Origin of the sequence: Streptomyces sp. XH2 (assembly GCF_049725035.1) — a bacterium.
Classification (GTDB): Bacteria; Actinomycetota; Actinomycetes; order Streptomycetales; family Streptomycetaceae; genus Streptomyces; species Streptomyces roseoverticillatus.
Window position 1 is genome coordinate 248,276 of sequence record NZ_JBMMMZ010000004.1, and the last position, 21,203, is coordinate 269,478.

Consider the following 21,203-nt stretch of genomic DNA (forward strand, 5'->3'; position numbering starts at 1 on the left):
CTGCGGGCCGCCGGTCCCGGCCGCCCGCAGGGGTGGCGGCCGGGGCCCGGCCGGGAACGGGCACAATCGTGGGGTGAGCGGAAAAACCAGACACCACGCACCCCGGCCGGCCGTCACCGCCGACTCCCCCTGCCCCTGCGGGCTCGACGCCGCCTACGGCGACTGCTGCGGCGCCCTGCACGACGGCAGGCGGACCGCCTCGACCGCCGAACGGCTGATGCGCTCGCGCTACAGCGCCTTCGCCGTCCAGGACGCCGCCTACCTGCTGCGCACCTGGCACTCCACCACCCGGCCCGGCAGCCTGGAGTTCGACCCCGGCATGCGGTGGACCGGGCTGGAGATCCTCGGCACGACCGACGGCACGCCCTTCCACCAGGAGGGCACGGTCGAGTTCCGCGCCCACTACACGGCCCACGGCCACGCGGACTCCCAGCACGAGAACAGCCGCTTCGTCCGTGAGGACGGCCGGTGGGTGTACGTGGCCGAGGTCTGAGCCGCTCAGCGGCACGGCTCCCGCCACGCGTCCAGTTCGAGCTTCTTGCGCATGGAGCTGAGACCGAGCTTCTGCGCCGTCGTGCAGAACTCCTTCGGCTCCAGCGCGTACTCCACGTGGAAGACCGCCTTGCCGCCCTTGACGAACGGCGTCAGCTTCTCGCACTCCTCGAACTCGGCGCACTGCTCGTTCACCGCGAAGTCGAAGTCGCCCACGAGGGCGGGGATCTGGTCGAGGTCGTTCTTCAGGCCCACGGCCATCCCGCGGTCGTGGGCGAGCCGGGCCAGCATCCGGTTGAACGCGAGCTGGTCCTCCCCGGACAGCGGGAAGCCGGTCTTGTTGCGGTATCCCTCCGTCAGGTCCGGTTCGACGGCGTCGAACCCCTTCTCCCGGCACATGTCGAAGCGGGCCGCCATGATCGGCCGGAGCTCGTCCAGGCGGCGGATGTCCAGCCACCTCTCGCCCTTCCAGCCCTTGTTCCGCTCCCCCAGCAGCCGCTCGGGGAACGCCTTCTGATCGGTGCGGAAGTCCTCCCACGCACCGGCGTTGACGTAGCAGATCACCTTGGCGCCGCGGTCGTGCAGCTCCTTGACCGTACGGGCGGAGTTCTCGAAGCCGTCGATGTCGTAGACGGGCACGCCGACGGACGTGTCGACCTTGCCGTCGAGCTGCCACTGCCAGCGCAGCCCGGGGCGCGGCTGCCAGTGCGGCCCGCCTTGGCGGCGGGCCTCGCCGGAGGCGGTGGGCGCGGGCGTGCCGCCGGCGTCGTCGTCGGGCCCGTCTTCGGCCTCCGTGGCCGAGCAGCCGGCCGCAGCGGCCAGCAGGAGCAGCGCGGCCAGGACGGCGTACGGCCGCTGCCGCCGGTTCACTGCGTCCTCCCCTGCAGCGAGGGCCCGCCGACGCGCAGCCCGGATGCGGCCGCCCCGGGCGGGGAGCCGTCCAGCCACGGCGCCTCGCGCCACGGGTTCGTGCCCTCGCCCGGGACCGCGCAGTGGACGCCCGCGCCGCGGCCCTCGGCGGTGCGGGCCACTTCGGCCGCGCCGCCGGGCGGGACGGCGTAGACGAGGTGGCAGAAGCGGGACGGCGGATGGTCCGCGGTCCACGTCGGGACGGCGGCCTGCCGGTAGGCCTCCCGGGTGCCCTCGAAGGTGACGAGGAGGTCGGCGATGCGGGCGTAGCCGGGGTCGGGGTGGGTGCCGGGGTTGAGGACGGCCGTTCCGGCGCCGAGCGCCTTGGCGAGCAGGACGAGCCGGCGGTAGTGGGGCAGCGGCGCGGCGTGCGCCGGGACCTGGTCGAGGAAGACGCCGTCGACGCCGTACCAGCGGCGGTGGCGGCGGATGTCGCCGACGACGGCGCGCGGCGCGCGGCGGCCGTAGCCGGTGTCCACGTAGCCGAGCAGCGGGACGCCCGCGCCGCGCAGGCGCTCCGCGACGGCGCAGAAGGCGGGGTCGGGCCGCTGCCCGGGCCCGTCGGCGGTGTTGAGGACGACGCCGCGGAGCCGGGGCGCGGCCTCGGCCAGGGCGGCCCAGGCCGCGGGGTCGGCCGCGGGGTGGACGTATAGCGGGACGAGCAGCCGCCCGCCCGGCGGCGGCCCCGGCGGGATCATCGTGCGCACTCCTCGGGACGGTCGGCGACCTCGGCCCAGAGGTCGGCGAGGGAGGTGGCGAGGGAGCGGCGCGGCGACCAGTTCAGGGCCTTGCGGGCCAGGGAGACGTCGGCCTCCTGCCAGGGCACGGCGGCGGAGCGCGAGGAGCCGGCGCCGTCCTCGTCGAGCCGGCCCCGGAAGCCCGCCGCGGCGATCAGGGCCTCGGCCACGGCCCGGACGGGGCGGGCCGTGCCGCCCGCGATGTTGAGGACGGGCGGCAGGGGGCCGGGCGCGGTGACGGCGAGCGCGACGGCGTCGGCCACGTCGCGGGCGTCGACGAAGTCGCGGTGGGCGGAGAGGTCGCCGACGCGGACCCGGCCGTCCCGCCCGGCCTCGCGGAGCAGCCCGGCGAGGCGGCCGGGCAGCGAGGCGGCGGGCGCACCGGGGCCCACGGGGTTGAACACCCGCAGGACGGCGGCGTCCAGGCCGGAGCCGGTGACGGCGAGGGTGCCGGCCAGTTTGGCGGCGCCGTAGAGGCCGGCGGGGCGGGCGGCGGCGGTCTCCGTCAGGGGACGGTCGGCCGGCCCGTACTCGGCGGCGGAGCCCAGGTGGACGAGGCGGGCCTTCGGTGCGGCCTCGGCGAGCGCCGCGCACAGGGCCGCGGGGCCCAGGGCGTTGACGCCGGTGAGGTCCACGGCGCTGCCGCCCACGGCGCCCGCGCAGTTGACGACGGCGTGGGGCGCGGCCTTGCGCAGCGCGGAGGCGAGCCGCACGGTGTCCCCGTGGGCCAGGTCGAGGGGGAGGTCCGCGCGGGGGGACCGCCCGGCGTGGAGCACCTGCGCGCCCGGGAGGGCGCGCAGGCGCTCGGCGGCGTGCCGGCCCAGGAAGCCGGTGCCGCCCAGGACGAGGATGCGCATGCCTGCCGTTCACGCTCCCTTGATCAGCATGTCGCGGTGCAGGGAGAACTCCCGGTTGGCGCGGTCGTAGTCGTCGGGCCGGCCGATGTCGAGCCAGTAGCCGTCGAACTCGTACGCGCGGGGAGGGGTCTGTGCCTGCAGCATGTCCAGCACCAGTTCGTCGAAGCCCAGCGGGAGGCCGGGGGTGTAGCGGGCGAGGGCGGCGCGCGAGACGCCGTAGACGCCCATGGAGACCCGGTAGTCCATTCTGGGTTTCTCCGCGAAGCCGACGACCCTGTCGGAGTCGGTGGTCAGCACGCCGAAGTCGATGCTCACCTGGCGGGCGTAGGTCGCGATGGTCAGCGGGGCTCCGGATGCCACGTGCGTACGGTACACATCGCCGAAGTCCAGGTCGGTGAGGATGTCGCCGTTCATGGCGAGGAAGTGCTCGGGCAGCCGGTCGAGCATGGTGAGGAGGGGGCCCATGGTGCCCAGGGGGCTCTCCTCGGTGGCGTAGTCGACGCGTATGCCCCACTGGGAGCCGTCGCCGACGTAGGCGCGGATGATGTGGCCGAGGTGGCCGATGGCGAGGGTGCAGCTGGTGAAGCCCGCGTTGACGAGCTGGCGCATCACGATCTCCAGGATCGCGTGCTCCTCGCCGATGGGGACCAGCGGTTTGGGCAGGGCGGTGGTGTAGGGCCGGAGCCGGACGCCTTTGCCTCCGGCAAGAATGACGACATGCATGGGTGCTGTTCCTCTCTGCGTGGGTGACGCCGGGACGGGCGGCGAGCGGTGCCGCCGCGTCAGACGTTGTAGATGCCGGCCTTGTACCGTGCGAGGTTCAGCGGGTCGCGGAAGAAGTCGACCGTGCGGGCGAGACCTTCCTCCAGGGTGTGCGCGGGGGCCCAGCCGGTGGCGGCGCGCAGCCGGGTCGCGTCGCAGACCAGGCGCATGACCTCGGAGGCCGCGGGCCGGATGCGCTCCTCGTCGGCGCGGACCTCCAGCTCGGTGTCCATGATCTTGCCGATGAGGGTGACGAGGTTGCCGACCGAGATCTCCTCGCCGGTGCCGGCGTTGAAGGTGCGTCCGACGACGTCGGCGGCGGGCGCGGTGCCGACCGCGAGGAAGGCGGCGACGGTGTCCTTCACGTAGCTGAAGTCGCGGGTGGGGCGCAGGTCCCCGAGGGTGATGGTGCGCTCCCCGGCGGCGACCTGGCCGATGACGGTGGGGATGACGGCCCGCATGGACTGGCGCGGCCCGAAGGTGTTGAAGGGGCGCAGGGTGACGACGGGGAGCTCGAAGCTGGCGTGGTAGCTGTCGGCGAGGCGGTCGCCGCCGGCCTTGGAGGCGGCGTACGGCGACTGGGTGTTGATGGGGTGGTCCTCGCTGATGGGCACGGTCCGCGCCGTGCCGTAGGTCTCGCTGGTGGAGGTGTGGACCAGGCGCGGGATGCCGAGGTGGCGCACGGCTTCGAGCACGTTGAGGGTGCCGGTGATGTTGGTCTCCACGTAGCTGTGCGGCGCGCGGTACGAGTAGGGGATCGCGATGAGGGCGGCCAGGTGGTAGACGGCCTCCGTGCCGGCGACGAGACCCTGGACGGAGCCGGGGTCGCGCACGTCGCCGAGGACGACGTCCACGTTGTCCATCACCTCGTCGGGGACGGTCTCCAGCCACCCGTAGGAGGAGAAGGAGTTGTACTGCACCATCGCGCGGACCCGGTGTCCGGCGGCGACGAGCGCTTCCACCAGGTGCGAGCCGATGAATCCTTCCGCGCCGGTGACGGCGACGGGTGCGGGTGCGGACATGACGGTGTCTCCCTTTGCGTGAGCGGAACGCGGCGGGTGCCGCGGCGGAGCGGGGACGTGCCGGAGGGCAGCGGTCGGAGCGGACGGTGCGTCAGCGGTGCGTGGTGATCCGGCTGAGCAGGGCGGTGGCGGCGGCGAGCAGGCCCGCTGCCGCCGCCGTACAGACGGCGAGCTGGGTGGCGACGGGTGCGGCCGGCAGCAGGGCGAGCGCGGCCGCTTCGGCGCCGGCCGCGCCGAGGCACAGCAGAGCCGGGGTCCAGGCGACGCCGAAGGCCTGGAGGAGCAGTCCGGTCCACAGGACGGCGCCGAGGGCGAGCAGGGCGGCCGTGCGCGCGGCGGTGACCGGCGGGCCGCCGGGCCACAGGGCGCCGGTGGCCAGGTCGAGCGCCGCGAGCGCCGCGAGGTAGGCGGCGACGCAGAGGGCCAGGATGCGGGCCGCGCCGAGTTTCATCCCGGCGATGGTGGTGGAGCGGGCGAGGGCCGCCAGGGCGGTGCCGCGGCAGCGGTAGAGCAGCCATTCCGCGACGCCCATGCTGAGGGTGAGCGAGATGACGGCGGCTCCGGCGGTGGTCGCGCCGGGGGTGCGGCGCAGGACGTCGCCGAGGGCGGCGAGGGTCGTCAGCACGCCGCAGCCCAGGCCGAACAGGCCGTACGGGACGGAGGCGAGCGGTGACAGGGCGGGCTGTTCGGGTGGATTCCCTTCCCGGCGGGCGCGCAGGATCTCGTACGCGGCCGTGCCGAGCACGCCGCCCGCGGTGGCCAGGAGCAGGCCGGTGCGGACGGCATCGGGCGGCTGGACGACGAGGAGCGCCGCTCCCCCGGCGGCGGTGGGTGCCAGGGTGAGCAGGAGCAGCTTCTCCCTGCCGAGGACCAGCAGCACCGTGGCCGCGGCGAGGTAGAGCGCCTGGCCCGCCGCGAAGGCGGTGACCCCGGCCGGGCCGGGCAGGGCCATGGCCGTCGCCGCGGCCAGGAGGGCGCCGAGCGGGGCGCCCCATTGCAGGCAGCGGGCCGCCGCGGTGCGGCCCCCCGTCGCCAGCCGCAGGTAGGCGCGGTGGGCGAGGGCCTGGTTCCACGCCCAGGCCACGAGGGCGGAGACGACGAGGCCGGTGGTGCCCCGCGGCAGGCCGTAGCCGTCGCGGCCGCCGGCCATGAGGGGTGCGGCCAGCGAGTAGCCGAAGCCGGGCAGGGTGAAGACCAGGGCCCGCAGGACGAACCGGCCCGGGCTCGCCTTCCAGGGGTCCGGGCGGGGCCCGGGCTCGGGGTGGCTGCGGGGGACGCGCGCGTACAGCTCCGCGGCGAGCTCGAAGGCGTCGGCGCGGCCGTAGCGTTCGGTGATCTGCTCGCCCGTGAGGCCGTCGGCCTCCAGGACGGCCGCGATCTCGTCGGGGTGGACGGCCGCGGCGCAGGTCTCCGCCAGTTCCTCGGCGAGCGCGTCGACGGGGTCGGCCGCCCAGCGGGGCCGCGGCCGGGACCGCACCGGTGCGGGTGCGGCCGCCAGGTCGTGGGCGGGCTCGGGCTCGTCGGGCACGAGGCGCAGTAAGCCGCTCATCCCGCACCGCCCGCGGCCATGGCCATGACGGGTCTCTCGCCGTCCGCGGCGGCCCACGCGGGGCGGGCCGGGGTGCGCCGGGGACGCTCGAAGGGTTCGGGCCGGCGGGTGCCGGCGAGGTCGTGGTAGATGTCGCGGAAGGCGTCGATGGTCTGCCGGAGGGTGAACTGCTCGATCACCCGGAGGCGGGCCCGCTCCCCCATGCCGGCGCGCAGCGCGGGGTCGTGCAGGAGTTTCAGGGCCGCGCGGGCCATGGCCTCGGGGTCGCGGGGCGGTACGACGAGCCCGGTGTCGCCGACGGCTTCGCTGACGCCGCCGACGTCCGTGGAGACGGTGGCCCGCCCGCAGGACATGGCCTCGATGAGGGTGAAGGGGAATCCTTCGCTGATGCTGGAGAGCATCACCACGTTGCCGGCGGCGTAGGCGTCGCGGATGTCGTCGACGCGCCCCTCGAAGACGACGGCCTCGCCGACGCCGAGCTCGGCGGCGAGCTTCTCGCAGGCGGTGCGGTAGCCCTCGCCGCCGCGCGGGGTGCCGCCGAAGAGCCGCAGGCGGGCGCCGGGTATCTCCTCGCGGACGAGCGCGAAGGCGCGGATCAGCGTCTCCAGGCCCTTGATGGGGTCGACGCGCCCGGCCCAGCTGAGCGTCGGCTGCTCCGGCTCGGGCCCGGCGGGCGGGAACGCCGCCGGGTCGACGCCGTTGTAGACGGTGCGGATGCGGTCCGGCGGGGTGCCGCCGTGCTCCTCCCAGCGCCGGTTGTAGCGGTTGCCGGGGGTGACCAGGGAGGCGCGCCGGTAGCTCTCGGCGGCGAGCAGCCGGAACAGGCCCAGCATGAGGGCCTTGACGGGCCACCGGTAGGGCTCGGCGCGGAAGCTCAGGTAGCGCTCGCGGAGGTAGATGCCGTGCTCGGTGAGGAGGAAGGGGGTGCCGTGCCGGTGGTGGGCGAGCAGGCCGGGCAGCGTGGCCAGCCCTCCGCTGACGGCGTGGGTGACGCCTTCGGCGGGCGGGGTCGCCGCGAGCGGGCGCAGCGCGTGCTCCAGCAGGTCGGTGGCGAGCAGCGCGTCGTGCAGGGTGGGACGGGCCGCGGCCGTGTGCAGGTGCGGGCGGTTCCAGACGCGGACGAGGGTGCGGGCCGCGGCCTCGCCGCGCAGGGCGGCCGAGAGGGCGCCGGAGGCGGCGTGGTCGGCCAGACGGTAGAAGGTGCGGGCGAAGTGCTGTTCCTGGCCCGGGTCCAGGAGGGACAGCAGGAACTGTTCGTAAGCAGTGAGGAAGGAGCGCAGCTCCCGGCCGCGCGGTGCGCGCCCGGGGGGCGGCGGTCCCCACAGGGGGTGGCTCTCCACCCCCCGGACGTGGCGCGGCAGTTCCCAGGCGAGCGGTTCGCGGCCGGTGCCGGTCACCGCTATCACCCGGAAGTCGACGTCGGGCATGCCCTGGACGAGCTGGTCGCACCACACGCTCACTCCGCCATGGCTGTGCGGGTACGTTCCCTCGGTGAGCAGCGTCACCGAGGGAGTGTCGGATGCCGTTTCGGCAGGCGGTCCGTGCATAGAACTCGGTTCTCTCTCCAGTGTCGGCGGTGCATGGGGTGGTGCGGCACGGAGTGATGGCGGGCCGGGTCAGCGCCGGGTGGCGTCCCCGGGGCCGTACGGAACGCGGCCGGTGACGCCCTCGGGCACCGGGAGTGCGGTGCGGGCCGGGGGCTGTACGCGCGCGGTGGCGGAGGCCGGCGCGCCTGCGGCCGGGGTGGCGCCCGCGGGCAGGGTGAGGTCCAGCCGGGTCTGGCCGGCGGCGGGGGCGGCCCAGCCGGAGCGCAGGCCGGCGTAGGCGTCGCCGAAGACGGCGCCGGTGTCGTTGCGGACGGTGCCGCCGGGCAGGGTGGCGGTGATCTGCGCGCCGGCGGGTGCGGTGACGGTGACGGCGCTGCCGATGCGGTAGGCGGTGACGTTGCCGGCGGCGAGCGCGGCGCTCCAGGCGGCCCGCTTGCTCATTTCGGCGCCGATGTCGCGCATGCGGAGGTTGACCAGCGGGGTGCTGTCGGCGTAGAGGCCGGAGTAGTCGCCGAGGACCTTCTCCAGGACCTTGTAGCCGATGCGCTCCTCGGCGAGGTTGGACTGGTGCATGAAGTGCGGCCGCGGGTCGTTGGCCAGGACGTGGCCCATGGCGATGCGGGCTTCCAGGGGCACGATGTACGACGGGAATCCGGTCTTGACGTCCAGCGGTGCCTTCAGGCAGGTGGTCGTGGAGGAGTTCTCGCAGATGCCGCTGCCGCCGTCGGCCTTCTTCGTGTACAGCCAGTTGTACTCGTCGGTCTGCTCGGTGGCCTTGCCGACGTTGTAGTAGACGTTCATCGGGTAGCGCGGCACGGTGAGCGCGGGGCCGGCCTGGCGCTGCTGGGGCTCGCGCGAGTCGTCGCTGGCGATCCAGCCGACGCCGTACTGGGTGAGGGACGGGGCGAGTTCGGGGTTGTCCTTGGGCTGCTGGGGCGTGGTCCTCAGACCGGAGTGCTCGCCGGTCACCAGCTCGTCCCTGTCGAGGCTCAGGCCCTGGCGCGCCGCCCAGTTCAGGTTGTTGCCGATCTCGCCGCCGATGGTCGCGCGGCTGACCCAGCGCACGTTGCCGAGGAGGTCGGTGGCGCACTTCCAGGGGACGACGGTGGTGTTCTGCACGCAGCCCAGGAAGGCGTGGGTGTAGGTGTGGTTGATCCAGCGGAAGGACTTCTGGTCGGTGCGCAGCTGGTCGAGCAGCGGGTCGTACGTCCCGCCGTGCTCCGCCTTGAACTCCTCGCTGCCCACCCCGTTGTAGGCCAGGTCGAGCGGGAGGTTGTGGCTCTGCGACCACTGCTTGGCGTACTGGGCGTCGGCGGCCGTCATCCGGATCGGCGGGCTGTCGGGGCTGGGGTTGCCGGGGCAGTCGACGTCGCCGGGGGTGCACTTGCGCTTGGTGTCCCAGCGGTCGTCGGAGGCGAAGACGTCGTCGACGTGCACGCCGAAGTAGTTGCGGGAGGCGCCCAGGTGGACGCCCTGGGTCAGCCACTCCACGATGCCGCGGGAGACCAGCCGGAACTGGCTCTGGTACTGGTTGGCGATGAAGGTGACGACCAGTTCGCTGCGGCCGTCGTGGGTGTACTGGCCGATCAGCGAGCCGCGCGCGGTGCTGCCGGGAACGGGCGCGTCGAGGTAGCTGGTGTAGGTGGCGCCCTGCTCCTGTTGCGCGAGGGGCGCGGCGAGGTAGCCGTAGCTCTCGTTGACGGAGGTGTCGTTGTCCTCGAAGGGAACGTTTTTCCTGAGGTAGCCGAAGGGGCCCGTGGCGCCGTCCGCGGTCACCTGCGCGGTCTTGCCGTCCATGGGGCCGCTGTACCCTCCCCCGTCCTGGGGGCTGTTGAGACCGACCTTGGGGCTCGCGTACGTGTAGGCGTCGACCTGGCGTATGCCGAAGCGCTTCTCGTACGTGGCGAGGGCGGCCATCTCCGGCGAGTCCGCGCCGAAGGGGTTCTCGTTCGGCAGCACGACGCCCTGGAATCTGGCGCGGGGTCTGCCGTCGACGGTGTCGCTGAGGAACGCCTCGTCGATGCGCTGCCGGTTGCTGCTGGTCAGGTCCACCTTGGTGTACGGCGTGCCGGCGCCGTCCAGTTCGGCGCGCAGCGCCTCCGTGGCGGGCCCGCCGTCGTCCACGACGAGGACCCGCAGGTCGATCCTCGGCGCCGGGTCGGCCGCACGGGCAGCGCCGGCCGGAGCGGCGACGGCGAGCAGAGCGGCCGCGGACAGCACCGCGGCAAGACGGGTCGGACGACCCATAGGATTCTCCCCCCAGGACGGCGGCGCGCACGGCGCGGCCCTCCGGTCCAAAGACACGTGCGCGCAGCGCCGACGGCGCGGCCCGCACATCGAATCGATCCCCACTTGATCCCCCATGGCACGGCCCCCGGCGGTCGCGCCTCCCCACCCGACCGCCTGCCGGATCCCCCCACGGCCCCGGACACCGATGCCCGTGACCGAGCCGCACGGCCGGAGCCGGACCGCACGGCGTAGCGCGGGCGCCGGGCACACGGGTGCCACGGCATCGAGAGGCGCTTGCTCTCTCAACAGTCTCTCGACCGCCCAGGCATATAGTGCGCCATGCCCGGGGGTCTCGCTGGCTCACTGGCCAGGAGCCGAGGTGAACTCTTCGTCCGGTGGCCGGAATTGGCCGACCCGCGATCATCCCGCGCGGGACGGGCGGTCCGCTCGTGCGCGGTCGGCCGTGCGGCGGTGACCTGTGGCAACATGGTCGCGCGCCGCGGGCTCCCCGGCGCGCGCTCCCCGGCGCCCCAGGGGTCCCGGGAGCGTCGGACCGTTCCGAGATCGGCCTGATGAAGGCCGTCCGACTTTTCGCCTTTGTCGCCCGATCAGCGGCTACATCCACCCGGCTGCCGCCGCTGCCGATCTCATGGCGCAGGAGGGCCCGCAGGGCCCGGAGGCAACCGGAAGCAACTCCTCGCCCTCTAAGTAAGGTTGCGCTCCTTCCGCTTGGCGATCTCTCCTCCGTTTTCCTCCTCCCGGCCGCCGCCCCTTCTTCCCCGGGCCGGGGTGCAAGAGGCAGGGTGGAGGCATGAGGCTCTTGATACTGGGTGGTACGGAATTCGCAGGCCGGGCCGTCGCCGAGGCCGCGCTGGCCCGCGGCTGGCAGGTGACGGTCTTCCACCGGGGACGGCACGCCCCGCCGGAGGGGGCGGAGGCCCTGCACGGCGACCGCACCGCCCCGGACGGCCTGCGCGCGCTCGGCCGCGGCGAGTGGGACGCCGTCGTCGACACCTGGTCGTGGGCGCCGTCGGCCGTGCGGGACGCGGCGCGGCTGCTCGCCGGGCGCACCGGGCGGTACGCCTACGTCTCCAGCGGCTCGGTGTACCGCTACCCCTCCCCCGCGGGGCACGACGAGGACTGGCCCGTGGTGGACGGCTCACCCGATGCCGGGGAGGTGGAGTACGCGGAGGCCAAGCGGGGCGGCGAGCTGGCCGCCCTCGCGTCCTTCGGCGACCGGGCGCTGCTGGTCCGGGCCGGACTGATCCTCGGTCCCGGCGAGAACCTGGGCCGGCTGCCGTGGTGGCTGGGCCGGATCGCCCGTGGCGGCCCCGTCCTGGCCCCCGGCCCCCGCGACCTCGGACTGCAGTTCATCGACGTGCGCGACCTCGCCGACTGGACCCTGGACGCGCTCGGAGCGAGGCTGGGCGGGCCGTACAACCTGGTGAGCCCGCCCGGTCACACCACCATGGGCGAGCTGCTGGAGGCGTGCGTCCGGGTGACCGGCTCCGGCGCCGAGCTGTGCTGGACCGCCCCCGAGCGGATCCTGGCCGCGGGTGTCGAGCCGTGGACCGACCTGCCGGTGTGGGTGCCGCCCGGCGAGCTCCACGACGTACTGCACATGGGGGACTCCACCAAGGCCGTCGCGGCGGGACTGCGCTGCCGGCCCGCGGCCGGGACCGTGGCGGACACCTGGGCGTGGCTGCAGCGCATCGGCGGCCGCGCGCCGCAGCGGCCGGACAGGCCGCCGCTCGGGCTGGACCCGGAGCGCGAGGCGGAGCTGCTCGGACGCTCTGCGAGCACGGACACCAATGTCAATATAAAGTGAAAAACCGAAATAAGCGTGACCCGGCTCAACCCCGACCGCTCCAACCCCCCTCTCTCCTGGAGACCGCCCTCCAAGAGGAGTGACTGCCGTGGGCCTGACGTCCCCGACGTTCCAGCTCGTCCTCGCCCTCATCGCCGTCGCGGTGTGCGTGCTCGTCCTGTGGCTGTGGCCGCGCGCCGCGCGGAAGGGGCCGCTCGCGCTGGCCGGGCGCGTCGGCCTGCTCGTCCTGACGCAGGTGAGCATCCTGGCGGTCCTGCTCGTCGCCGCGAACAAGGAGTTCGGCTTCTACTCCACCTGGAACGAACTCCTGGGCCGCGCGTCGAGCAGACAGGCCATGCAGCCGGGCGCGGACGGCGGCAAGCGGCCGCCCGCGCTCGTCGTGAAGGGACAGGAGTCCGTCGGCCTCAAGGGCGCCCGCGAGAAGGCCGGGCAGGTGGACCGCATCGAGATCCACGGCCCGGTGACGGGGCTCGGCATGGACGGCTACGCCTACCTGCCGCCGGAGTACTTCCAGAAGGAGCACGAGAAGGAGAAGTTCCCGGTCGTGGTGGCGATCACCGGCCAGCCGGGCGTCTCCAAGAACCTCATCACCCAGCTCAAGGTCCCCCAGGCCGTCTCCTCCGCCGTCATGAAGAAGGAGATCCGGCCGACGATCTACGTGCTGGTCCGGCCCTCGGTGGTCGCCGACCGCGACACCAACTGCACGGACGTGCCCGGCGGTCCGCAGGCGCTCGCCTTCTTCAACCAGGACCTGCCGCTGGCCGTGACCGACGTCTACCGCGCCTCCGGCGCCCCGGGCAGCTGGGGCGCCGTCGGCAACTCCACCGGCGGCTACTGCGCGCTGAAGCTCGCGATGACCAACCCCGCGCGCTACGGCGCGGCCGCCGGCCTGTCCGCCGACTACTTCGCCCGGCAGGACGGCAAGACGGGCGACCTGTACGCCGGCAGCAAGGCGTACAAGAACGAGAACGACCTGACGTGGCGGCTGGAGCACATGCCCCCGCCGCCGGCGTCGCTGCTCCTGGCCACCAGCAAGAACGAGGACAACTACGGGCCCAGCCTGAAGTTCGCGCAGAAGGCCAAGCCCCCGCTCAAGGTCGACAAGCTGGTCCGGGACGAGGGCGGCCACAACTTCCAGACGTGGCGCGAGGAGTACCCGGTGGTGCTCAGGTGGCTGGACAAGGAGCTCAAGGAGCCGGCGGACCGCAACGGCGGTCAGTAGCGCCGCCGTCCGCGACGGGCACCGGCTCCGCCGCCCCGCCGAAGGCCCACCGTGCGGCACGCCGCCAGCGATTGGCAGGCAGGGCCGGGTGGAGGGCGACCAGCGCCCCGCAGTACTTCGTGAAGACCGCCGGGCGCACCCCGCAGGCGTGCAGGAGCCGGTCGGCGTCCGTCAGGTGCCCGGCGGTCTTCGTCTCGACGAGGACGAGGTCCGCGCCGCACGTGACCCGCCGCCCGGCGCGCAGGTCGTCGCAGACGAGCCCGGCGTCACAGGTGATGCGCTCCCCGTCGGCGACGAACGTCGCGCGCAGGTAGTCCGTGCTGAGCGAGGAGCGCAGGCCGGCGGGCGAGCCGATGCCGTAGGCGCGGTGCAGGGTCTCGGCGAGGAAGGCCCGGTAGCCGGGGTCGAGCGGGGTGTCCGTGCCCGCGAGCGGCCTGCGGTGCTTGACGGTGTCGCCTCGCCCGCCCTTGAGCTTGATCTCGAACTGCCGCTCCCCCGTGTCCTCGTAGACCCGCTCGCGCACCTTGAAGCGGAGCCGGCGGCCCTGCCGGTGGTCGTGGAAGGACCGCAGGCCCGGGGTGTCGTAGTAGACGGAGTGGTACCGGAAGGCGCGGCGGCCGTCGATGGTGAGGGCGCGGAAGGGCCCGCCGGGCCGGCCCGGGTCGGTGAGCTGCTCCGCTATATAGAGGAACGTTTCTGCGGGGACGAGGTAGCTCCGGTCGAAGCGGGCCATGAGCTCGGCGCGCCGGTTGACCTCCGCCAGGGAGATCGGAGCGGTGGCGTGCGCCGCGTCGTGGACGGCCCGCACCGACGGGGTGGCCTCGGGCGGCGCCGGCCGCGGCGCGGCGGGGGCGGTCACACCGACTCCCACGCGGGCGCGCCGGCGCGGGCGGACCCGCCTTCGGAGACGACGGTGCGGACCGGCCTGCTCCCCGGCTCGGGCTCGCGGTAGCGGACGTCGACGACCGTCAGGTCGCGCACGTAGTCGACCTCCATGACCGTCCAGTGCAGGGGCGCGCCGAGCCGCCGGGCGAGGTCGGCCCGGAGCGCGGCGGGGTCGCCGTGCACGGTGTCGAGGGTGACGACGGTGCGGCGCGAGCGGGCGAGCAGGCGCGGGTGGTCGGCGGCGTAGACAACGAGGAGCAGGACGGCGCTGAGCGCGGCGGCGAGCCCGAACGCGAGGTGCGGCAGGCCGGTGATGAGACCGAGGACCAGCGTCGTGAAGTAGTACGCGACTTCCTCGTGCTGCACGGAGTCCGACCGCAGCCGGATGATCGACAGCACACCGAACATCCCGAACCCGAGGGCCATGCCTCCGCTGCCGCCCAGCTCGGCGAGTGCCGCGACGACCGTGAACAGGGCGACGTTCAGGGCCAGGTAGGCGGGCACGAGGTCGCGGCGCCGGTGTCGCGGGTAGTAGATCGCGAACGTCAGCAGGCACACGGCCAGGAGGTCGAGCCCGAGGTGGGCGGCGAGGTGTCGAAGGGAGTCCATTGCTCACTCTCTGTGTGTCGGCAGGGACACCGACGATAGGAAACTCTGGGTGAACATGCGCTCACTTCTTGACGAACAATGCGCCTCCTTGACGGAAGTGGATCCCAAGTGTCCGGATCCGCACGACGCATGTCGCAATCGGCGCTCTTGCCCCACTGGTCACACCGGCTTTGGGGCATGAACGTTCCAGTTCCGTCCCAGAGCTTCCGTGCGCCCTGCTCAGCGACTTGTCGGTGTGCAGATAATGGGGGCCGCGTTACGGAGGCCGGGCCCCGCGGCCCGTCACCCGCCGGAGCGCACCGCATGGCAAGAACACCCGGAACACCGATGGGGGCGTCAATGAACGCTGAGCTGATGGACGACGAGCAGCAGGCGGGCGCGGCGGCGCCCGTCGTACGGCGGCGGTGGCAGCGGGCCCGCCGGGCGGCCGTCGTCGCGGCACTCGCGCTGGGCGCCTCCCTGCTGGTCTCCCCGGCCTCCGCCCAGGGCACGGAGCAGGCCCGCCCGGCCGCCGTGACGGCCGTGGCCGAGCGTCAGGCCGAGGTGACCACGGCGGCGGGCACCGCGCAGTCGGGTGCCGCGAACGCGCTCCAGGCCTCGCACGGCCACCACCGGTCCGCGAAGGACCACGTGACGACGGCGGCGAAGAAGCCGAAGAAGGAGAAGAAAAAGAAGAAGGGCTTCTTCGCGAAGCTCGGCATCTTCCTGATCATCGTGCTGATCCTGGTGGTGCTCTTCATCATCGCGCTGATCGTGCTGGCGATCTACTTCATCCGGAAGGCCTTCAAGCGCCGCCGCGCCTGAGGAACCGCCGGACGGAAGGGGGTACGGGGCGTTGCCCTCGTACCCCCTTCGGTCGTCAGCTGACGGTCTGGTCACCGTCGGGCACGTCCTGGACGGTCACGGCGGCGCGCGGCTGCCCGAGGCCCGCGGCGACGGCCTCGGCGATGCCACCGGGATCGGGCGCCTCCGGGAAGGGCACGGCCTCGCCGTCCCCGTAGCTCTCGATGGCCTTGGTGAAGTAGCCCGGGTCCCAGGCGCCGACCGCGCCCCTGACCTCGACCGCGCGCACCGCACGGCCGCCCACCCGCTGCTTCAGGGCGGCCAGGATCCGGTCGGAACGGAACTCGCCCGGCACCTGGAAGAGGCTGGCATGGGCACCCACGAGACCGCCGTCGCGCAGCCGGACGGTCACGGTCAGGCAGCTGGTGACGCTCGGGTAGAGGAGGGTGCCGCCCGGGGCGGCCTCGCCGACCTGCCCCTCCGTGATCCTGACGGCGGCCGCCTTGCTGTGGGAACCGCCCGGGGTCTTCACGGCGACGCCGACGGCGGCCGGTGCGGGCGCCGGAGCCGCCTCCGCGGCCGTCGCGGCCGCGAACTGCGCCCCTACAAGGAGGGCGACCGCGCATATCTTCACATGTGTTATCGCATTCACGCGATCATTCTGCTCGTACGCCCGTCACACCGCGGTCTCCGGCCCGAAGCGGCTGCGGACGGCGGTCTGCACGTCGTCCTCCTCGGCCGGGTCCGCCGCGAGCCTGCGCAGCTGCTCGACGACGCGGGCGTCGGCGGTGGTGGCGTGGTGCGCGGCGAGCTCGCGGGTCGTCTCCTCGCAGTCCCACAGGCACTCCACCGCGAAGCCGGTCGCGAAGGACGGGTCCGTCGCCGCCAGCGCCCGCGCCGTGCGGCCGCGCAGGTGCGAGGAGGACGTCTCCCGGTAGATGTGCCGCAGCACGGGCGCGGCGCAGGTGATCCCCAGGCGGCCGGCGCCCGGCACGAGGTCCCACAGGACCGGCGCGTCGGGCCCCTCGGCCCGGACCAGGCGGCGCAGGGCGCCGAGGACCAGTGGCGCGTCGTAGGGGGCGCCGCGCGAGGCGAGCATGCCGGCGGCGGCGCCGCCGAGGGCGTCGGTGCGGTGGATCCAGGCGCGGGCGCGCTCCAGGGCGGCCGTGCCGCGCATGCGTTCGAAGGCGGTGACGGCGGCCTCGGCCACGAGCGCGCCGGGATCGGCCGCGGCGGCCTCGATGAGGTCGAGCGCCTGCGGGTCGTCGTGCTCGGCCAGGTAGCGCAGGGCGGTGGCGCGGGCGGCCTCGGGGCCGAACGCGGCGGCCTCGATGATCTCCAGCCGGTCCTCGGGCCCCGCGACGGCGTTCAGGCAGCGGGTCGCGGGGACGTGGCGGAGCTGGACGGGGTGCAGGCCGAGGCCCTCCTGGGCCCAGTCGAGCACTTCGCGCACGCTCCAGCCGGGCCGCGGGCCCGACGGGCGCAGCTGGCGCTGCCAGCGGTCGAAGGAGCCCTGCTCCTGCGCGGCGCGCACCCGGGGGGCGGTCGCGGGCGACTGCGTCTCGTCGGCCCACAGCCGCCAGGGGCGGGGCTCGAAGGCGTCGCGCACGGCCGCGGCGAGGTCCCGGTCGCCCTCGGGCCCCGCGGGGAAGCGGGCGAGGACGCTCTCACCGAGGGCGAGCAGCCCGGCGTCGTCGTCGCGCAGGGCGAGCTCGTCGAGGGCCCAGGCCCAGTTCGCACCGGAGATCGCGTACCGCCGCAGGAGCAGCAGGGCGTCCTCGCGGCCGTACGAGGCGAGGTGGCCGAGGACGGCGAGGGCGAGGCCGGTGCGCTCCTCCGCGCCGTCGAGGAGGTCGTCGGCGCAGAAGAGGTGCCGTTCGAGCTCGCCGAGCCCGGCGTCGAGGTCCAGACACAGGCGCGCGTAGTAGAGGGAGCGGTTCTCCACCTGCCAGTCGCGCCTGGGGTCGCTGAGGAGGCAGTGGTGGAGCGCCGCGAGCGCCTCCGCCCGCGGCGCCGCGAGGGCATGCAGGGTCCCGTCGCCGCGGCCTCGCTGGAGGAGGCCGAGCAGGGTGCCGCTGGGCGCTATGTCTGGATCGAACATGGGGTCAGCATCCGGTGCGGGGAGTCGGCTGGCAACGGGATTTCCGTCGTCCGGCATTCTTGCCGGTGTCCACCGGTGCTATGCGTGGTGAACAGGGGGAACTCGAGGTCGGTCGAGCGCCCCGCAGCCTACCTGGAGTGTGGGATTCCGCCGAGCCCCATCCGATTCGCCTCCTTTTCACCCCCTTCCCGGCCGCTTCCCGACCCCTTCCCTGCCCGATTCCGGCCCCTTTCCGGCCGGGCCGGCCCCGGCACATGCTTGACCCGGCCCAAGGGGAACCTCCCGCCTCACATCGGCTTGCCTCCGGCACATGCCTTGGACACCACCGGATCGGGTGTTGCCAAAGCCCTTACAGGCCCTCTCCGCCTGTGCCAGAGTCGTTACGGCCCACCCCGCGGACCCTACGGAGCCGGCTGTGCCGCTCCCCCCATCGGAGTACGACATGCCGTCCCCCCTCCACGCGGACTCCTCCGCAGCTCAGCCGCCCGAGCACGGTACGGTCGACGCCCTCATCTCGCAGACGCGGCGGCTGCGCGGCGGCCTCGACGCCGTGCGGCGCGCGGCGGCCGCCGAGGAGGAGCCGGACGACGCCCGCCGGCGCTGGCACCGCGCCCTGTGCGACCTGGCGGCCCACCACCTCGACGATCTCGGGGAGCACCTGGGCCAGCTCCGCGAGGGCCCTCCGCCGCCCGGCGGCACCGTCCCCGCGTGCGCGGTGCAGGCCCCGGCCGCGCCGCCCGCGCCGCGGCCCGGCACCGCGCCGGGCCGGGTCGGCAGCGCGGAGTGGAACCTCCTCACCGACGAGGCCACCTGGTCCGACGAGCTCTTCCAGCTCTTCGGCCGCCGCCCCGAGGACGGCCCCCTGACCCTGGACGAGCTGCCCTCCTGGCTGCCCGAGGAGGACCGCGGCCTGCTGACCGCGATGGTCACCGGCTGCCTGGTGGACGGCAAGCCCATCGACGGCGAGTTCCGCATCGTGCGCGCCGACGGCTCGACCCGCGTGGTGCACATGATGGGCGAGCCCGTCCTGGACGGCGACGGCACCGCGACCTCCATGTGGGCCGTCTTACGCGACATCAGCGAGCTGCGCCGCAGCCGCCGCGCCGTCGACGAGACCTCCGACTCCCTGCAGCGCCGCGAGCACATCGCCCGCGCCGAACACCGGATCGCGGTCGAGCTGCAGGAAGCCGTGCTGCCACCGTGGCGCGGCTCGCTGCGCTTCCCCCAGGGCGGTGCCCCGCAGTCCGACGGCACCTCCGGCACCCTCGACCTCGCCGCCCACTACCTCCCTTCCGCCAGCAGCGCCCTCATCGGCGGTGACTGGTTCGACGCCCTGGGTCTGCCCGGCGGGCAGACCCTCCTCAGCGTGGGCGGTCTGACCGGGCACGGCGTGGCCGCCACCTCCGGCATGGCCATGCTGCTCGGCGCGCTGCGCGGCATGGCCGTGACGGGCGCCGAGCCCGGCCCCCTCATGGGCTGGCTCAACCGCCTCCTCGACGCCTCCGCGCAGCCCGCCCTGGGCAGCGCCGTCTGCTGCCGCTACGACCCCGCGAGCCGCACCCTGGCCTGGTCCCAGGCGGGCCACCCCGCACCGCTGCTCTTCCGCGGGGGGAGGGGCCGTGCGCTGCAGCCGCCGGAGGGCATGCTGCTCGGGGCCGTCGCGGATGCCGCCTACGGGCAGGCCGAGGAGCTCCTGGAGCCCGGCGACGTCCTTCTCCTGCACACCGACGGCCTCCTGCCCCACAGCACGGGGCCGGTCGCCGGGACGGTCACCGACCGCCTGCTGGACCTCGCCCCACGGTTCACCGCGGCGAGATGCGCACGGGAGTGCGTACGGGCCGTGCTGGAGGAGTTCGGCGGCAAGGAGCGCGAGGACGATGCCTGCCTGCTGATCGGCCGCATCAACGGCTAGACCGCCAGGCCCTTCCCTCCGCTCCCTCCGCCCTTCTTGGGCTGTGCCTTGGGGGCCTTCGGCAGGGCCCGTTTGATCTCCTGCCGGAGGTCCTCGATCCGGGCGTAACCGGCGTACTTCCCCGTGAGGCGGTACATCTCGCGGAGCCGGTCCCAGGTGCGGTGCGAGGAGGTCTCGCCGATGGACACCAGTGCCAGTCTGGCGTAGGTGTCCGCCTGTTCGGGGTCGTTGCTGATGAAGCAGGCGGAGGCCATGGAGATGTAGTCGAAGATCATCGAACGCTGGTGGCCGCTCTTGCGCAGGGCCAGCGCCTCCCTGGCGTGCTGCTGGGCGATGGCCGCGGCCCCCGCGTCGTGCTCGGCGAGGGTGCGGTAGGCCAGGGCCTGCATGCCGTGGAGGTCGGCCTCGTCGAAGTGCTGCATCCAGCTGGGGGGCGGCACGTCCCGCTTGTCGGAGACGAAGAGCTCCTCCGCCTCGCCGAGCGTGCGCCGCATGGCCTGGCCCCGGCCCATCGACGCCTGTGCCCAGGCCTCGATGGTGTAGAGCATGGCGCGGGTGCGGGGCAGGGTCTCGCCGCCGGATCCGGACTTGGCGAGCTTCATCAGGTCGAGGGCGTCGTCGGGCCGGCCGAGGTGCACCATCTGGCGGGCCGCCCGGGAGAGCGCCTCGCCGGCGCGGGGGCGGTCGCCGCCCTCGCGGGCCGCGTGCGCGGCGATGACGAAGTACTTCTGGGCGGTCGGTTCGAGGCCCACGTCGTGGGACATCCAGCCGGCGAGCACCGCGAGGTTCGCCGCGACGCCCCACAGCCTGCGCTGGAGGTGCTCGGGGTGGTGGTAGGAGAGCATCCCGCCCACCTCGTTGAGCTGGCCCACCACGGCCTTGCGCTGCAGCCCGCCGCCGCGGGCCGCGTCCCACGCGCGGAACACCTCGACCGAGCGCTCCAGGGCGTCGATCTCGGTGGAGCCCACCGGCGCGGCCTCGTAGCGGTCGAGCCCGGCGGTTTCGGCGTGCATGCCGTCCCTGCGCAGCGGATCGTCGAAGCGGGGGGAGTCGGAGGCGAGGACCGGATCGGAGTGCAGCCAGTCGTGCATGGCGCTGCTGAGTGCTGAGCCTGCGGCGAGCGCGGCGCCCGCGCCCACCAAGCCGCGTCGGTTGAGCATGAGGTCCATTCCCGTGAATTCGGTGAGGACCGCGGCGGTCCGCTCGGGCGGCCAGGGGAGGCCGTCCGCGGACTGCCCCCTACCCGCGCGCCCTCGACGGCCGAACCCGAGGTCCTCGATGGTCACGACACGGCCGAGTCGCTCGGTGAAGAGGGCTGCCAGCACCTTGGGCACGGGATCGCGCGGGGACTCCCCCATGTCGATCCAACGCCGCACTCGCGAGGTGTCGGTCGCCAGCTGCGGGTGGCCCATGACGGCCGCCTGCCGGTTCACGAGCCTCGCCAGTTCGCCCTTGGACCATCCGGCCAGGCCGAACAGATCCGCGAGGCGGGTGTTGGGTTCCCTTGTCACGTCAAGCCCCCAGGTTCTCGGCTGACTTGAAGGTAGCGGCCCGTCATGGACCAGGCGAGTATTCGCCAGGGTTCGCCAGGGTCCGCCACATGGTGTGCCACCCGCGGGCGGGTGTGATGTAGGAACGCGCCACCCCGGTCACCCGGCAGCCGGTCCGGATCCGCTGTTCTCCGCGTAAGCGGGGAGGGTCCGCCGGAGATCCGCCGGAAGTCCGCCGGAGATCCGTCAAGGGGCTGACCCCCGTGCAT

General features: G+C 73.9%; 18 protein-coding genes. 5 read left to right on the forward strand and 13 right to left on the reverse strand.

The window, feature by feature from the left end:
* The first annotated feature begins 73 nt into the window (after positions 1 to 73).
* Positions 74 to 493 carry a YchJ family protein gene (locus tag ACOTKD_RS10555; RefSeq protein ID WP_424888622.1) on the forward strand — a complete coding sequence of 140 codons (420 nt, stop codon included), beginning with the start codon at positions 74 to 76 and terminating at the stop codon, positions 491 to 493.
* A gap of 5 nt (positions 494 to 498) precedes the next feature.
* On the opposite strand, the gene ACOTKD_RS10560 is transcribed toward ACOTKD_RS10555, so the two are convergent.
* From ACOTKD_RS10560 to ACOTKD_RS10595, 8 genes are all read right to left on the reverse strand, one after another.
* Positions 499 to 1,362: an endo alpha-1,4 polygalactosaminidase gene (locus ACOTKD_RS10560; RefSeq protein ID WP_424888623.1), complete on the reverse strand. Its 864-nt coding sequence runs from the start codon at positions 1,360 to 1,362 to the stop codon at positions 499 to 501.
* Positions 1,359 to 2,099, reverse strand: coding sequence for a spherulation-specific family 4 protein (locus tag ACOTKD_RS10565; protein ID WP_424888624.1), 741 nt, complete (start codon positions 2,097 to 2,099; stop codon positions 1,359 to 1,361). The genes ACOTKD_RS10560 and ACOTKD_RS10565 overlap by 4 nt, the downstream gene beginning before the upstream one ends.
* On the reverse strand, positions 2,096 to 2,995 hold the full coding sequence (locus ACOTKD_RS10570) for an NAD-dependent epimerase/dehydratase family protein (protein WP_424888625.1): 900 nt from the start codon (positions 2,993 to 2,995) through the stop codon (positions 2,096 to 2,098). Before ACOTKD_RS10570 ends, ACOTKD_RS10565 begins: the two co-directional genes overlap by 4 nt.
* Before the next feature lie 9 nt (positions 2,996 to 3,004).
* The gene (locus tag ACOTKD_RS10575) at positions 3,005 to 3,718 is read right to left on the reverse strand and encodes a nucleotidyltransferase family protein (RefSeq protein WP_424888626.1); all 714 of its coding nucleotides are present in this window, start codon (positions 3,716 to 3,718) and stop codon (positions 3,005 to 3,007) included.
* Between the two features lie 59 nt (positions 3,719 to 3,777).
* A complete protein-coding gene (locus ACOTKD_RS10580) occupies positions 3,778 to 4,779 on the reverse strand; it encodes an SDR family NAD(P)-dependent oxidoreductase (RefSeq protein ID WP_424888627.1) in 1,002 nt (333 codons plus the stop codon).
* Between the two features lie 91 nt (positions 4,780 to 4,870).
* On the reverse strand, positions 4,871 to 6,328 hold the full coding sequence (locus tag ACOTKD_RS10585; protein ID WP_424888628.1) for a hypothetical protein: 1,458 nt from the start codon (positions 6,326 to 6,328) through the stop codon (positions 4,871 to 4,873).
* The gene (gene pelF, locus ACOTKD_RS10590) at positions 6,325 to 7,875 is read right to left on the reverse strand and encodes a GT4 family glycosyltransferase PelF (RefSeq protein ID WP_424888629.1); all 1,551 of its coding nucleotides are present in this window, start codon (positions 7,873 to 7,875) and stop codon (positions 6,325 to 6,327) included. The genes ACOTKD_RS10585 and pelF overlap by 4 nt, the downstream gene beginning before the upstream one ends.
* A gap of 69 nt (positions 7,876 to 7,944) precedes the next feature.
* A complete protein-coding gene (locus tag ACOTKD_RS10595) occupies positions 7,945 to 10,122 on the reverse strand; it encodes a hypothetical protein (protein WP_424888630.1) in 2,178 nt (725 codons plus the stop codon).
* A 793-nt stretch (positions 10,123 to 10,915) separates the two neighbouring features.
* Between ACOTKD_RS10595 and ACOTKD_RS10600 the strand changes: the two genes are divergently transcribed.
* On the forward strand, positions 10,916 to 11,932 hold the full coding sequence (locus tag ACOTKD_RS10600) for an NAD-dependent epimerase/dehydratase family protein (protein ID WP_424888631.1): 1,017 nt from the start codon (positions 10,916 to 10,918) through the stop codon (positions 11,930 to 11,932).
* A gap of 88 nt (positions 11,933 to 12,020) precedes the next feature.
* A complete protein-coding gene (locus tag ACOTKD_RS10605; RefSeq protein WP_424888633.1) occupies positions 12,021 to 13,154 on the forward strand; it encodes an alpha/beta hydrolase in 1,134 nt (377 codons plus the stop codon).
* Here ACOTKD_RS10605 and ACOTKD_RS10610 read toward each other — a convergent pair.
* On the reverse strand, positions 13,120 to 14,013 hold the full coding sequence (locus ACOTKD_RS10610; RefSeq protein ID WP_424888634.1) for a polyphosphate polymerase domain-containing protein: 894 nt from the start codon (positions 14,011 to 14,013) through the stop codon (positions 13,120 to 13,122). The genes ACOTKD_RS10605 and ACOTKD_RS10610 overlap by 35 nt on opposite strands.
* Complete coding sequence (locus ACOTKD_RS10615) at positions 14,010 to 14,648, reverse strand: DUF4956 domain-containing protein (protein WP_424888635.1); 639 nt, start codon at positions 14,646 to 14,648, stop codon at positions 14,010 to 14,012. The genes ACOTKD_RS10610 and ACOTKD_RS10615 overlap by 4 nt, the downstream gene beginning before the upstream one ends.
* 339 nt (positions 14,649 to 14,987) lie before the next feature.
* Between ACOTKD_RS10615 and ACOTKD_RS10620 the strand changes: the two genes are divergently transcribed.
* Positions 14,988 to 15,452, forward strand: coding sequence for a hypothetical protein (locus tag ACOTKD_RS10620; protein WP_424888636.1), 465 nt, complete (start codon positions 14,988 to 14,990; stop codon positions 15,450 to 15,452).
* 55 nt (positions 15,453 to 15,507) lie between these two features.
* Here the strand turns inward: ACOTKD_RS10620 and ACOTKD_RS10625 are convergent, their stop codons facing one another.
* Both ACOTKD_RS10625 and ACOTKD_RS10630 read right to left on the reverse strand, forming a co-directional pair.
* Entirely contained in the window at positions 15,508 to 16,065 is a 558-nt protein-coding gene (locus ACOTKD_RS10625; protein WP_424888637.1) for a hypothetical protein, read from the reverse strand.
* A gap of 42 nt (positions 16,066 to 16,107) precedes the next feature.
* Positions 16,108 to 17,532 (reverse strand): HEAT repeat domain-containing protein, encoded by a 1,425-nt coding sequence (locus tag ACOTKD_RS10630; RefSeq protein WP_424888638.1) that lies wholly within the window; start codon positions 17,530 to 17,532, stop codon positions 16,108 to 16,110.
* Between the two features lie 442 nt (positions 17,533 to 17,974).
* On the opposite strand from ACOTKD_RS10630, the gene ACOTKD_RS10635 reads away from it, so the two are divergent.
* Entirely contained in the window at positions 17,975 to 19,444 is a 1,470-nt protein-coding gene (locus ACOTKD_RS10635) for a PP2C family protein-serine/threonine phosphatase (protein ID WP_424888639.1), read from the forward strand.
* On the opposite strand, the gene ACOTKD_RS10640 is transcribed toward ACOTKD_RS10635, so the two are convergent.
* On the reverse strand, positions 19,441 to 20,955 hold the full coding sequence (locus ACOTKD_RS10640) for a hypothetical protein (RefSeq protein ID WP_424888640.1): 1,515 nt from the start codon (positions 20,953 to 20,955) through the stop codon (positions 19,441 to 19,443). The genes ACOTKD_RS10635 and ACOTKD_RS10640 overlap by 4 nt on opposite strands.
* Positions 20,956 to 21,203: the final 248 nt, after the last annotated feature.

Coding starts and splice junctions, on each gene's coding strand:
- ACOTKD_RS10600 (WP_424888631.1), top strand. CDS start 10,916: ATGAGGCTCTTGATACTGGGTGGTACGGAATTCGCAGGCCGGGCCGTC.
- pelF (WP_424888629.1), bottom strand. CDS start 7,875: ATGCACGGACCGCCTGCCGAAACGGCATCCGACACTCCCTCGGTGACG.
- ACOTKD_RS10615 (WP_424888635.1), bottom strand. CDS start 14,648: ATGGACTCCCTTCGACACCTCGCCGCCCACCTCGGGCTCGACCTCCTG.
- ACOTKD_RS10620 (WP_424888636.1), top strand. CDS start 14,988: ATGAACGCTGAGCTGATGGACGACGAGCAGCAGGCGGGCGCGGCGGCG.
- ACOTKD_RS10580 (WP_424888627.1), bottom strand. CDS start 4,779: ATGTCCGCACCCGCACCCGTCGCCGTCACCGGCGCGGAAGGATTCATC.
- ACOTKD_RS10635 (WP_424888639.1), top strand. CDS start 17,975: ATGCCGTCCCCCCTCCACGCGGACTCCTCCGCAGCTCAGCCGCCCGAG.
- ACOTKD_RS10630 (WP_424888638.1), bottom strand. CDS start 17,532: ATGTTCGATCCAGACATAGCGCCCAGCGGCACCCTGCTCGGCCTCCTC.
- ACOTKD_RS10565 (WP_424888624.1), bottom strand. CDS start 2,099: ATGATCCCGCCGGGGCCGCCGCCGGGCGGGCGGCTGCTCGTCCCGCTA.
- ACOTKD_RS10575 (WP_424888626.1), bottom strand. CDS start 3,718: ATGCATGTCGTCATTCTTGCCGGAGGCAAAGGCGTCCGGCTCCGGCCC.
- ACOTKD_RS10570 (WP_424888625.1), bottom strand. CDS start 2,995: ATGCGCATCCTCGTCCTGGGCGGCACCGGCTTCCTGGGCCGGCACGCC.
- ACOTKD_RS10585 (WP_424888628.1), bottom strand. CDS start 6,328: ATGAGCGGCTTACTGCGCCTCGTGCCCGACGAGCCCGAGCCCGCCCAC.
- ACOTKD_RS10595 (WP_424888630.1), bottom strand. CDS start 10,122: ATGGGTCGTCCGACCCGTCTTGCCGCGGTGCTGTCCGCGGCCGCTCTG.